Below are 12,898 nucleotides of genomic sequence, written 5' to 3'. Positions count from 1 at the left end.
ATTGTTTTTTATATGAAAATTTTATTTATTGATAATTATCATTATATTTTAGGTGGGGCTCAAACAGTATTATTTAACATGGCTCGAATATTACGAGAGCATGGGCATGAGGTGATTTTTTTTAGTCTAAAACATGATAAAAATCTTCCTTGTGATCAAGAAGATTATTTTGTTTCATCAATGTATGACTCGCCTAAATGGAAAGGTATCATTCGTTATTTTTATAATTCTCAAGCTAAATCTAGTTTAGAACGATTAATAATTAAAGAACAACCAGATATAGCTCATGTTAATCTTTTTTGGGGAGGAATTGGGGGAAGTATTTTTAGTATATTAAGAAAGTACAATATTCCACTAGTTCACACGGTACATGACTATAGAATGATATGTCCAGCATCGGCTTTTTTTAATAGTAAGGGATTATGCGAAGATTGTAAAGGAAAATTGTTCTATAAGTGTATATCTAATCGATGTGCTAAAGGGCGTTTTGGCGAGAGTGTTATTATGACTTTGGAAATGTATTTTCGAAATATGTTTTTTAATCCAGTGAAGCATATAGATGGATTTATTTTTGTAAGTGAGTTTTCTAAAAAGATGCATTTTAAATATAATCCTAAATTTTGTAATGTCCCTTCTATCGTTCTTTATAATAGTACCTCTGCTAAACAAAGGAGGCAAGTAGATTCACATGGCAAGAACTATTTTCTATATTTTGGGCGCTTGTCTGTAGAAAAAGGTCTTGGAACATTATTAAATGTTTTTACTAAAAGAACAGATATCTTCTTGAAAATTGTTGGTACAGGTCCTTTGTTACAAGAAATGAAAGAGGAATGTGTAATGAGAAATTTGGATAACATAGAATTTGTGGGTTTTAAAACAGGAGATGAACTTGAAGAGTTAGTTCGTAATGCTTTTTTTGTTATTGTTCCTTCAGAATGGTATGAAAATAATCCTATGAGTATATTAGAATCTCTTGCACAAGGAGTACCTGTAATTGGAAGTGATATTGGAGGGATTCCTGAAATCGTAAATGATAAGGAGACAGGTTTTGTTTTTCATTCTAAAGATGAAATTTCATTAGAAATGGCTATTGATAGGGCTAAATCTTTATCAATTCATGCCTATCAACAAATGAAAGAAAAGGCATTTTCTTTTAGTAATGAAAATTTTGGAGAAAATCAGTACTATAAAAAACTAATCGCTTTTTATAATAAAATAAAAAATGATAAAACGAGTTGTTAATCATGTTATTCGTGGATTAGGACGAGAGAATTATTCTGTTGACGAAACTTTATGTTTGAGGGATATTTTAAATGTTTTAATGTCTCGTTTTATACAGATGTTGAGGGGGTGTTATTATAAATTGTTCCTTAAACATTCTGTTGGGATATTGTTTGTCGGTAAGAGATGTAAAATCAAACATAGACATTTAATTTATGTAGGACGTTCCTTGACTTTGGGTGATAATGTAGAAATTAATGCATTGTCTAAAAATGGTGTTATTATCGGTGATTGTGTTTCTATTCACAAAAATAGTACGATTGATTGTACGGGAGTACTTCAAGAACTGGGTGAAGGGATCGTGATTGGGAATAATGTGGGAATTTCTCAAAATGCCTATATTCAAGTTAGAGGGAAAGTTGAGATCGGATCTTATGTTATAATGGGACCTTATGTGTCTATTTTTTCGGAAAATCATAATAGCGAAGATTGTAATAAGTTTATTTGTCAGCAAGGATGTACTCGTGTTGGGGTTAAAATTGGAGATGGTGTATGGATTGGCTCCCGAGTAACAATTTTAGATGGAGTAACTATCGGTGCTAATTCAATTATTGCGGCAGGAGCTGTTGTCAATAGAGATGTACCTCCTTATTCTATCGTTGGTGGTGTGCCTGCACAAGTTTTAAAAATGAGAATATAGTTATAAAATAATTCAAAAGTATGAAAAAGAAAATTTACATTGCCGGCTGCGGAGGCATGCTCGGAGAGGCTTTTTATGCCCAATTTAAAGATGATTATATTATTAAATGTACAGACAAAGATGTAAATGATGCATGGTTGAGTTTTTTAGATTTCAGGGATCTAGATGCTTATCGAAAGGACGTGAAAGATTTTAGACCAGATTATTTATTTCATTTAGGAGCATATACGGATTTAGAGTTTTGTGAACAAAATGAAGATGAAACTTACCGAACAAATACGATGTCTGTAGAAAATGCCGTATATATTGCAAATGAGTTAGACATTCCACTTCTTTATATTTGTACAGCAGGAATATTTGATGGGAACAAAGAACTGTATGATGATTGGGATACTCCAAACCCGTTAGGTGTGTATGCGCGATCAAAGTATATGGGAGAACGATATGTTTGTGAAAATGCTAAACGTTTTCTAATATGTCGTGCTGGGTGGATGATGGGGGCTGGCCCAAAAAAGGATAAAAAATTTATCCAGAAAATAATGAACCAATTAAAGGAAGGAAAGAAAGAATTGTTTATTGTTAATGATAAAGATGGAACTCCAACTTACACTCATGATTTTGCAAAAAATGTGAGATATCTTATTGAAAATGAATATTGGGGATTGTATAATATGGTTTGTGGTGGGCAAACAAGTCGTTTAGAAGTAACAGAAGAGTTGCTTAAAATTTTAGGGTTAGATGATAAGATAAAGATTAATATTGTAACTAGTGATTATTTTCGTGAAACTTATTTTGCGGCAAGACCTGCTTGTGAGAGATTGTTAAATAGAAAACTTAACATTAGACATGCCAATCTAATGCGTGATTGGAAAATTGCTTTAAAAGAATACATAGATAATTATTATCAAGGATATTTGGAATAGTGAAATGACAAAGATTGCTATTATTGGATCTCATGGTCTATATGCTAATTATGGAGGATGGGATCAGTTAGTTCGAAATCTTGCAGAAAGAAAATCAGATAATGTAAAATATCTGATTTTCAATTCGGCAGATACAGCAAAAAATATAAAAATACCTGATAATGTTGAGGTGCGTTGGTTAGTGTTTAAGGCTTCTGGTTTTCAAGGTTTATTTTATGATTTTTGGTCAATTCTTTCTTGTTTTAGAAAAGTTGATGTACTCCTTTTATTGGGTGATCAGGGGATTCCTTTGATACCATTACTTAATTTAGTGAAACGTAATGTGATTGTGTCTAATGTGGGGGGAATTGAATGGGAAAGGCCGAAGTTTGGGTATTTTGCAAAGATGTATTTGAAATGGTGCTTTAAACTTGCTTTTAAGTATTCAAAATATGTGATATTGGATAATGAGCATTACAAAAAATTTATTCCTAAATCTGCCTTTAAGGCTAATGTAAAAGTTATTCCTTACGGAGGTGAAATCGATCAAAGTATAACCGTGAATGGTGAAATGATTCAAAAATATCCATTTCTCGATAAGGAATATTTTCTTTCCATTTCTCGTTCTTTGAGAGATAATAATTTAACTGAGTTATGTGAAAGTTTTGTTGGAAGTCAACATCAATTAGTTTTGATTTCTAATTTTTCAAAGTCAACTTATGGAATAGAAGTATTCGAAAAATATAAAAATGAGAATAATATTATTTTAATTAATGGGTTGTATAATAAAGCAGAATTAGATTTGGTGAGAAGGAAATGTAAAGCATATATACATACACATACATTGTGTGGTACAGCTCCTTCTTTAGTCGAAATGATTATTTCTCGGAGACCTATAATTTCAATAGATTGTCCTCAAAATCGTTATACGTTACACGAACAAGCTTTATTTTTTTCTTCTTTCTCCGAACTTCAAAATTTAATAGATTCCAATAAAGATTTAACAGCTTTCATTCCTTCAGATTCTATATGCCAGTTATATGATTGGAACAAAATTGTTACAGATTACGAAGCATTATTTTAATCTATTTCAATGAATATTCTTATTACAGGGATCCACGGTTTTGTGGGTTCTAATCTTGTGTTATCCCTAAAAGAGAGCCATGTTCTTTATGGGTTGGATATTGTTGCCCCGAAGAAAGAAGGGGTAGAGAGGACGTATTCGTGGGAAGAATTGAAGGGGGTGGAAGGGATTGATGCGATCGTGCATTTGGCGGGGAAAGCGCATGACACGAAAAATGAAGCATTGGCGGAGACGTATTTTACGATAAACACGGGATTAACACAGAAGGTGTTTGATTATTTCGTGAAATCTTCGGCGAAGAAGTTTATTTTCTTTAGTTCGGTAAAGGCGGCAGCGGATTTTGTTGTGGGGGATAAATTGACTGAGGAGGTGATTCCGACACCGAAAGGACCTTACGGGGAGAGTAAGATTGCTGCGGAGAATTATATTTTGGAGCGATTGAAAGTTAAAAATGAGGAATTGAGAATGCAAGGGAAGAAGGTGTATATTTTGCGGCCTTGTATGATTCATGGGCCGGGGAACAAGGGAAATTTAAATTTATTGTTTAACGTGGTGAAGAAAGGGATTCCGTGGCCGTTGGGGGATTTCGAGAACAGGAGGTCGTTTACCTCGGTGGATAATCTTTGTTACGTGGTGAACGGGCTGATTGGAAAGGATGTGCCTTCCGGGATTTATCATATGGCGGATGATGAAACGGTATCCACGAATGAATTAATTCGGGTTATGTGTGAAGTGATGCGGAAAAAGACACGTATATGGCATATGAATAAAGAGTTGGTGAAAGATTGTGCTGGATTGGGTACTTTGTTGCATTTACCGTTGAATCTGGAGCGGTTGAGAAAGTTGACCGAGAATTACGTGGTTTCGAACGAGAAGATTAAGAGGGCGTTGGGGATAGAGCGGATGCCGGTGAGAGCCGTGGATGGGCTTAGAAAGACGATAGAATCATTTATTGATTTTAAATTTTAGATTTTAGATTTTAGATTTACGATTTCAGATTGGAAGTTCAGATGTGTTATTTGTTCGTGGTTGTGATGTTATTTGCCTTGGAATTAGTTTATTTTCGGTTGGCGGATAGGTTTAATGTTATTGATCGTCCTAACGAGAGAAGTTCGCACACGAGGATCACGTTGCGGGGAGGGGGAATTGTATTTTACTTGGGAGCGTTGGTTTATTTCGCGGCGAATGGTTTCATGTACCCGTGGTTTATGTTGGGGTTAACATTGATTGCTGGGGTGAGTTTCGTGGATGACGTGCGTTCGGTGTCTTCCGGGTTAAGATTAGGAATACATTTCTTGGCGATGTTGTTAATGTTTTACCAGTGGGGAATGCTGGAGTTACCTTGGTGGTATTTGCTTGTTGCTTTGGTGATTTGCACGGGGATTATAAATGCTTATAATTTCATGGACGGCATAAATGGAATCACGGGAGGATATAGTTTGGTGGTGCTTTGTGGGTTGGCTTACGTGAATACACGGGTTGTTTCGTTTGTTGAAAGTGATATGATTTACACGATGATAATAGGCGTGGTTGTGTTTGATTTTTTTAATTTCCGGCAGAAGGCAAAATGCTTTGCCGGGGATGTCGGTTCTGTCGGTATCGCCTTTATTATTTTGTTTTTGCTGGGGAAATTAATACTGACGACGGGTGATTTTAGTTATATCATATTTTTGGTAGTCTACGGGGTAGATAGCGTGTTGACGATCGTGCATCGGTTGATGTTGCACGAGAATATAGGATTGCCGCATCGGAAGCATGCATACCAATTGATGGCAAACGAACTGAAAATGCCGCATGTGGTGGTTTCCGCGTTGTATATGTTGGTACAAGGGGGGATTGTTGCGATGTATTTGGCTCTGCCGGAGTTGCATTATGTCTGTTTGGTGGCAAGCTTGGTATTACTTGGTGGGGGATATGTGTGGTTTATGAGAAGGTATTTTAATTTGCATTTAAAGATTGGATAAATAGAGAGAGACGGATTTTCTATTACGGAATTTGTTATGCCTCGGGAAAGCCCGGGGCATTGTTGTTTATTACGTCCTCAACATTGGAATAGCGAAACGTCTTAATGAAATGCAGAAAAAAAACAATAAGAAATTTGTTGAGTTACCCGTGTAGATTCATATCTTAAATCATCCGTATTTCTATCCTGTTGCTAGGGGGATAATATCTCTCCTCCATAGCCTCTTCGTTGCTCAAATATAGCAACCCTATCCCGGCATATTTGTGCTCTGTAGAAGCTTTGGCAGGGCTACGGCAGAAGGGTAGTGTATCCTTGGGAATACCATTGGTTTTCCCAAGGATATTGCTTTCTCGTTCGGGATAATTTAGCCGGGAGTATATGTGATTTCAAACGAAAAATGAACTTACACAAGTTTGTGTTACACAAACTTGTGTAAGTTTGGGAAAAATTCTATCTTTGTTGTAAATATAGCTATTAATAGAGTAATTATGGCAAAAGAATTCATATTTGGAGTTGCGGTAAGCGGGGAGAATTTCATCGGAAGAGAAAAAGAAATACACCGTCTTTCCTCTAATTTTAAGAATGGGATAAACACGATCCTCTCTTCCCCGAGGCGTTGGGGAAAAACATCTTTGATAAAGAAAGTGAAAGCGATAGTGGAATCGGATAAATTGCGCGTGATTTATGTTGATATATTTCCTTGCCGGAGCGAATATGACTTTTATAATATGTTTGCCGAGGCTGTTTTGAAACAGACTTCATCTCGTTTTGACGAGTGGAAAGATATTGCTTACGAGTTTATTTCAAGATTAACACCGAAATTCGCGTTTAGCGTGGGACCGGATTCGGATTATTCTGTTTCTTTAGGTATTACGTCAAAAACACATTCGGCAGAGGAAGTTTTGCAGTTGCCGGAGCGCATTGCTCAAAAAAAGGGTATACAGATTGTGATTTGTATCGATGAGTTTCAACAGATCGGAGAGTTTCCCGATTCTGTGATTGTTCAGAAGAAAATGCGTTTGGCGTGGCAGCATAATTCGAGGGTGTCTTATTGTCTTTTGGGAAGTAGAAAACATTTGATGGATGAATTGTTCCAGAAGAGGAGTTTGCCTTTTTACAAGTTCGGGGATATAATTAATCTAAAATTGATTCCGACAGAGGTTTGGGTTCCTTATATATGTAAACAATTCAAAAAAGTTGATAGGGTGATATCAGAAGAGTTGGCTGCTGAGATTTGTCGAATTGTAGAAAATCATTCGTCCTATGTGCAACAGCTGGCTTGGCTTACTCTTTTGGAGACGGAAAAAGTGGCAACACGGGAAGGGGTAGCTCGGGCTTTGAACGAGTTGTTGGACGAGAATACGCCTCTTTTCACGCAACAAACCGAATTGTTGACGACTTATCAAATGAATTTCCTTCGGGCTATTTTGGCTGGGATTCATAAGGAGTTCGGAATAGCTACCGTTCTTTCGGAATACAATCTAGGATCGAGTTCAAATATAAGTAGATTGCGTAAGTCGATGGTAGAAAAAGAATTAGTTGAGTTTCGTCAGGAGGGATATTTTATAGCAGATCCGATTCTTAAAATCTGGCTTGAAAGGCAGAAGTGGTGATTGTTATATTTAAATGTAAAGTGAAATTATGCGTGAATATCAAGTAAGTGGATTTCGGGTATTGGAGTACGAGGAGTTGGATTCGACGAATAATCAGGCGGAGAAGTTGGGATGGAATGTGTTGGAGGATAAAATGGTGGTGGTGACACACAGGCAGACGCGGGGACGGGGGCAAGTCGGGAACCATTGGGAGAGTGAACCGGGGAAAAATATTTCGATGACAGTGGTATTGCGACCGGAGGAGTTGTCGGCGGTGGAGCAGTTTGCCGTTTCGATGGTGATTGCCTTGGGGGCTTGCGATTTTATTTCCCGGTACACGGAAGGATGTACCGTGAAATGGCCGAATGATATTTACGTGGGGGATAAGAAAATATCGGGTATTTTGATAGAACACGTTATCATGGGACCGTACGTGGGGGGCTCGTTGTGTGGAATCGGGGTGAATATTAACCAGTCCGGCTTCCTGTCGGATGCACCGAATCCGGTGTCTTTATTTCAACTTATTGGTAAGGAGATTCCAGTGGAACGGGCGTTGGAGGAGCTGTTGGAGTGTATCGGGAAGCGGTACGGACAGGTGTATGATTATGCGGCTTTGGAACGGGATTTCCTGCAAGTGATGTATCGGCGTTCGGGGGTGTTCGATTGGGAGGACGAGAACGGAAGATTCAAGGCGTCTGTCACGGGGATAAACGAATACGGGCAGCTTGTTTTGAAGGATACGGGGGGGATGGAACGGGTTTACGGGTTTAAGGAAATCACGTATCTGTTTTAGATTTACGATTTATGATTTTAAATTTTAGATTTTAGATTTTAAATTGCGGAGTTTTGATTATTTTTGTGCAAAACATGGAGGACATATGGTAGAGAATTATTCGGAAGATTCTATTCGTACGCTGGACTGGAGGGAGCATATACGTTTGCGTCCCGGTATGTATATAGGGAAGTTGGGCGATGGTGCAGCGATGGACGACGGAATATATATACTGGTTAAAGAGGTAGTGGATAATAGTATCGACGAGTTCGCGATGGGTGCGGGAAGCGAGATTATTATCACGGTGGAGGAACGTACGGTTTCGGTACGGGACTTCGGGCGCGGGATACCTCTCGGCAAGCTGATTGACGTGTCGTCGAAGATGAACACGGGGGCGAAGTATGATTCCGAGGCTTTCAAGAAATCCGTGGGGTTGAATGGTGTCGGGATAAAAGCGGTGAATGCGCTTTCCGAGAGTTTTATTATACAATCATTCCGGGACGGGGAAACGAAGCGAGTGTGTTATAGCAAGGCGCTGATCGTGGAGGAACGGGAGATTGAACCGACGAATGAGCCGAACGGTACGTTGGTGACTTTTATTGCCGATAAGGAGTTATTCGGGAATTATCACTTCATTTCGGATTATCTGGAATCGATGTTCAAGAATTACGTGTTCTTGAATTCCGGGCTCACGATTGTTTTTAACGGTCAGAAGTTTCATTCGAAACGGGGACTTTATGATTTGTTGTCCGAGAACATGAGTGGTGAGGGGATTTACCCCATTATTCACTTGAAAGGGACGGATATCGAGATGGCAATGACGCACGGGCGGCAGTATGGGGAGGAATATTATTCTTTCGTGAACGGTCAGCACACGACGCAGGGCGGTACGCATCTGATCGCGTTCCGGGAAGCCGTGGTGAAGACCATTCGTGATTTTTACAAGAAAGATTTTGATTTAGCCGATATTCGCACGTCGATTATTGCGGCAATCAGTATAAAGGTACAGGAACCGATGTTCGAGTCACAGACGAAAACTAAACTGGGGTCAAAAGATATTGCCCCGGAAGGACCCTCTGTACGTAATTTTATTATGGATTTCGTGACAAAGGAGTTGGATAACTACTTGCATCGGAATCCGGATACGGCGGAGTTGTTGCTGCGCAAGATCGTGGAAACCGAGAAGGAGCGCAAGGCGATGTCCGGTATACAGAAGATCGCGCGGGAGCGGGCAAAACAGGTGAGCCTGCACAACCGGAAATTGAGGGATTGTCGGGTACATTTTAATTCGAACCACGAGCGGAAGACGGAATCGTCGATATTTATCACCGAGGGAGATTCCGCGAGCGGGTCGATCACGAAGTCGCGGGACGTGAACACGCAAGCCGTGTTCAGTTTGCGCGGGAAGCCGTTAAACTCGTTTGGTTTGACTAAAAAAATCGTGTACGAGAACGAGGAGTTCAATCTTTTGCAGGCGGCTTTGAATATCGAGAATGGAATAGAGGAGTTACGATATAATAATATCATTGTCGCGACGGATGCCGATGTGGACGGTATGCATATCCGGTTGCTGTTGTTGACGTTCTTTTTACAGTTTTTTCCGGACGTGGTGCGTTCCGGGCATCTTTATATTTTGCAGACCCCATTATTTCGGGTGCGTAACAAAAAAGAGACTCGTTATTGTTACTCGGACGCGGAGCGGGAGAAAGCGATCAAACAGCTCGGACCGAAGCCGGAGATCACGCGCTTTAAAGGTTTGGGAGAGATTTCACCAGACGAGTTCGGCGGGTTTATCGGGAAAGATATTCGTCTGGAACCGGTACGCATGACTAAGCAAGACCCTATAGGGACGATTTTGTCTTATTACATGGGTAAAAACACGAATGAACGACAAGATTTTATTATTGATAACTTGTACGTGGAGAAGGATGAAATTTAATAATTTTAGATTTTAAATTTTAGATTTAGGAATTGGGATGATGTGATTCATTTTCAATTTTCAATTTTCAATTTTCAATTTGTATGAGCGAAGAGATAAATAACGAGGAAGTAGAGGATGTGGTGCCTCAAGAACCGGAACATCACGAGGAGAACGGGCGGGTGCGGTCGATAAAGCATTTGTCTGGCATGTTCGAGAGGTGGTTTCTGGATTATGCTTCCTACGTGATTCTGGAACGTGCCGTGCCTTACGTGAACGACGGGTTGAAGCCCGTGCAGCGTCGTATATTGCATGCCATGCGGGAGATGGACGACGGGCGTTATAATAAGGTGGCGAATATCGTGGGGAGCACGATGTCGTATCACCCGCACGGGGATGCTTCTATCAAGGATGCTTTGGTGCAGTTGGGACAGAAGAATCTGTTGGTGGACTGTCAGGGAAACTGGGGAAATATTCTCACCGGGGACGATGCCGCCGCGGGACGTTATATCGAGGCTCGTTTGTCGAAATTCGCGTTGGAAGTGGCTTTTAACCCGAAGACCACGAATTGGAAATTGTCGTATGACGGTCGCAAGAGAGAACCGGTCACGTTGCCGATCAAGTTCCCGTTGCTGTTGGCGCAGGGAGTGGAAGGTATCGCCGTGGGGTTGGCCTCCAAGATTTTGCCGCATAATTTCAACGAGTTGATAGATGCTTGCGTGGCTTACCTGCGCGGGGAGGAGTTCGTGTTGTACCCGGATTTCCCGACGGGAGGTATGGTTGACGTGTCGAAGTATAATGACGGTCTGCGGGGTGGAAGCGTGAAGATTCGTGCCCGTATCGAGAAAGACGCGGGAAATAAGTTATTGCGTATTACAGAGATCCCTTTCGGGCGTACAACCACGGCATTGATTGATTCAATACTGAAGGCGAACGAGAAGGGAAAAATCAAAATCAAGAAGATTGACGATAACACGGCGGCAAACGTGGAGATTCTGGTACATCTGGCGGCGGGCGTGTCGTCGGACAAGACGATAGATGCTTTGTACGCCTGCACGGATTGCGAGCTTTCCATATCACCGAACTCGTGCGTGATAGAGAACGACAAGCCTGTCTTTATGCCCGTGTCCGACATTTTACGGAAATCGGTGGACGATACGGTTGCCCTGTTGTTGTTGGAGTTGAAGATCAAGTTGGGAGAGTTGGAAACCGATTGGCAATATTCTTCCTTGGAGAAGATTTTTATCGAGGAGCGAATATATAAAGACAAGGAATTCGAGGAGAGCGGATCGGTAGAGGAAGTTGTCGTGCATGTACGCAAGCGTTTGGAGCCGTTTATAGCGCATCTGATTCGTCCCGTGACGGATGATGATATCAAGCAGTTGCTGGAAATCAAGATGAAGCGTATCTTGAAATTCAATTCCGAGCAGGCTGAGAATTATATCAAGGGATTGGAAGATGAGATTGCCCGGGTGAAACACGATATAGAGCATATTATTCCTTACTCGATCGAGTATTACAAGCGAATCAAGGCGAAATACGGCAAGGGACGGGAGCGCCTCACGGAGATTCGTAATTTCGAGAATATAGAGGCAACGAAAGTGGTAGTGGCAAACGAGAAGTTGTATATCAACCGGGAAGAGGGATTTGTCGGTACAGCGTTGAAGAAAGACGAGTTTATCTGCGAATGTTCGGATATTGACGATGTGATTATTTTCCGTAAAGACGGTACCTATTACGTGACGAAGGTGGCGGATAAGCTGTTCGTGGGTAAGGACGTGTTGCACGTGAATGTTTTCAAGAAGAACGACAAGCGCACGATATATAACGTGGCTTACCGGGATGGGAAATACGGGCAGTCGTACGTAAAGCGATTTTGCGTGACGGGGATTACCCGCGACAAGCAGTATAATCTGACCAAAGGGGCGGCAGGTTCCCGCGTACTGTATTTCAGCGCTAACCCGAACGGGGAGGCGGAAGTGATCAAGGTATGTCTGAAACCTAAGCCGGGAATGAAGAAACTGGTTTCCGAGTATGATTTTGCCACGTTGACGATCAAGGGACGTGATTCTCAAGGAAATTTGTTGAGCAAGAATGATATACACAAAATATCGCTGGTACAGAAAGGGGCTTCAACCTTGGGAGGGCGCAAGATATGGCTGGACGAGGACGTGTTGCGTTTGAACACGGACGGTCGGGGACGCTATGTCGGCGAATTCCAAGGAGATGACCGGATACTGGTGGCGAATAAAAACGGTACATATAATACCTCCGATTATGATTTGAGCAACCACTACGAGGAGGGATATCTTGTATTTGAAAAATTTGATTCCGAGAAAGTATGGTCGGCAGTGTTCTTTGATGCCGAGCAGCAATACTATTACCTGAAGCGTTTTCGGTTTGAGGATATGGTGAGAATTACCTCGTTTATCGGGGAGAGTGAAGGTTCCTATCTGGTATGCTTGAGCGGGGAGAAACGTCCCCGGTTCGAGATTGTGTTTGGCGGTCGTTACGAGAATCGTCCGGCGGAAGCGATTGTTGCGGATGAGTTTATCGCGGAAAAGTCATATAAGGCACGAGGTAAGCGTTTGACAACTTACGAGGTGAAGGAGATCCGGGAAATAGAACCTTTAGATAGCGGGGAAGAGGAGAAGCCGGAAGAAGGTGGCACGGATGTCGATTTCGAAATCACGAATCCCGATATGTTGAGTGACGAGTCGCAAATGAAGCTGGACTTCGAGTAATT

10 protein-coding genes are annotated in these 12,898 nt (G+C 41.0%); all 10 read left to right on the top strand.

The window, feature by feature from the left end; translation table 11 throughout:
• Window positions 1-12 precede the first annotated feature (12 nt).
• On the top strand, window positions 13-1,242 hold the full coding sequence (locus CS948_RS18990; protein WP_099293695.1) for a glycosyltransferase: 1,230 nt from the start codon (window positions 13-15) through the stop codon (window positions 1,240-1,242).
• Window positions 1,223-1,921, top strand: coding sequence for a DapH/DapD/GlmU-related protein (locus CS948_RS21920; protein WP_099293693.1), 699 nt, complete (start codon window positions 1,223-1,225; stop codon window positions 1,919-1,921). Before CS948_RS18990 ends, CS948_RS21920 begins: the two co-directional genes overlap by 20 nt.
• Window positions 1,922-1,941: 20 nt before the next feature.
• Complete coding sequence (locus CS948_RS18980; RefSeq protein WP_099293691.1) at window positions 1,942-2,844, top strand: NAD(P)-dependent oxidoreductase; 903 nt, start codon at window positions 1,942-1,944, stop codon at window positions 2,842-2,844.
• 4 nt (window positions 2,845-2,848) lie between these two features.
• Window positions 2,849-3,907 carry a DUF1972 domain-containing protein gene (locus tag CS948_RS18975; RefSeq protein ID WP_099293689.1) on the top strand — a complete coding sequence of 353 codons (1,059 nt, stop codon included), beginning with the start codon at window positions 2,849-2,851 and terminating at the stop codon, window positions 3,905-3,907.
• A 9-nt stretch (window positions 3,908-3,916) separates the two neighbouring features.
• The gene (locus tag CS948_RS18970) at window positions 3,917-4,876 is read left to right on the top strand and encodes an NAD-dependent epimerase/dehydratase family protein (protein ID WP_099293688.1); all 960 of its coding nucleotides are present in this window, start codon (window positions 3,917-3,919) and stop codon (window positions 4,874-4,876) included.
• Between the two features lie 41 nt (window positions 4,877-4,917).
• The gene (locus CS948_RS18965; RefSeq protein WP_099293686.1) at window positions 4,918-5,871 is read left to right on the top strand and encodes a glycosyltransferase family 4 protein; all 954 of its coding nucleotides are present in this window, start codon (window positions 4,918-4,920) and stop codon (window positions 5,869-5,871) included.
• A gap of 487 nt (window positions 5,872-6,358) precedes the next feature.
• Window positions 6,359-7,483 carry an ATP-binding protein gene (locus tag CS948_RS18960; RefSeq protein ID WP_099293685.1) on the top strand — a complete coding sequence of 375 codons (1,125 nt, stop codon included), beginning with the start codon at window positions 6,359-6,361 and terminating at the stop codon, window positions 7,481-7,483.
• A gap of 28 nt (window positions 7,484-7,511) precedes the next feature.
• Entirely contained in the window at window positions 7,512-8,255 is a 744-nt protein-coding gene (locus tag CS948_RS18955; RefSeq protein ID WP_099293683.1) for a biotin--[acetyl-CoA-carboxylase] ligase, read from the top strand.
• Window positions 8,256-8,340: 85 nt separating this feature from the next.
• Window positions 8,341-10,173 carry a DNA topoisomerase IV subunit B gene (locus tag CS948_RS18950; protein ID WP_099293681.1) on the top strand — a complete coding sequence of 611 codons (1,833 nt, stop codon included), beginning with the start codon at window positions 8,341-8,343 and terminating at the stop codon, window positions 10,171-10,173.
• Between the two features lie 83 nt (window positions 10,174-10,256).
• Entirely contained in the window at window positions 10,257-12,896 is a 2,640-nt protein-coding gene (locus tag CS948_RS18945; protein ID WP_099293679.1) for a DNA gyrase/topoisomerase IV subunit A, read from the top strand.
• The last annotated feature ends 2 nt before the right edge of the window (window positions 12,897-12,898 follow it).

Origin of the sequence: Butyricimonas sp. Marseille-P3923 (assembly GCF_900184685.1) — a bacterium.
Taxonomy (GTDB): domain Bacteria; phylum Bacteroidota; class Bacteroidia; order Bacteroidales; family Marinifilaceae; genus Butyricimonas; species Butyricimonas muris.
This window is presented reverse-complemented; position numbering and strand designations above follow the sequence as displayed.

Coding starts and splice junctions, on each gene's coding strand:
- CS948_RS18990 (WP_099293695.1), top strand. CDS start 13: ATGAAAATTTTATTTATTGATAATTATCATTATATTTTAGGTGGGGCT.
- CS948_RS21920 (WP_099293693.1), top strand. CDS start 1,223: ATGATAAAACGAGTTGTTAATCATGTTATTCGTGGATTAGGACGAGAG.
- CS948_RS18980 (WP_099293691.1), top strand. CDS start 1,942: ATGAAAAAGAAAATTTACATTGCCGGCTGCGGAGGCATGCTCGGAGAG.
- CS948_RS18975 (WP_099293689.1), top strand. CDS start 2,849: ATGACAAAGATTGCTATTATTGGATCTCATGGTCTATATGCTAATTAT.
- CS948_RS18970 (WP_099293688.1), top strand. CDS start 3,917: ATGAATATTCTTATTACAGGGATCCACGGTTTTGTGGGTTCTAATCTT.
- CS948_RS18965 (WP_099293686.1), top strand. CDS start 4,918: ATGTGTTATTTGTTCGTGGTTGTGATGTTATTTGCCTTGGAATTAGTT.
- CS948_RS18960 (WP_099293685.1), top strand. CDS start 6,359: ATGGCAAAAGAATTCATATTTGGAGTTGCGGTAAGCGGGGAGAATTTC.
- CS948_RS18955 (WP_099293683.1), top strand. CDS start 7,512: ATGCGTGAATATCAAGTAAGTGGATTTCGGGTATTGGAGTACGAGGAG.
- CS948_RS18950 (WP_099293681.1), top strand. CDS start 8,341: ATGGTAGAGAATTATTCGGAAGATTCTATTCGTACGCTGGACTGGAGG.
- CS948_RS18945 (WP_099293679.1), top strand. CDS start 10,257: ATGAGCGAAGAGATAAATAACGAGGAAGTAGAGGATGTGGTGCCTCAA.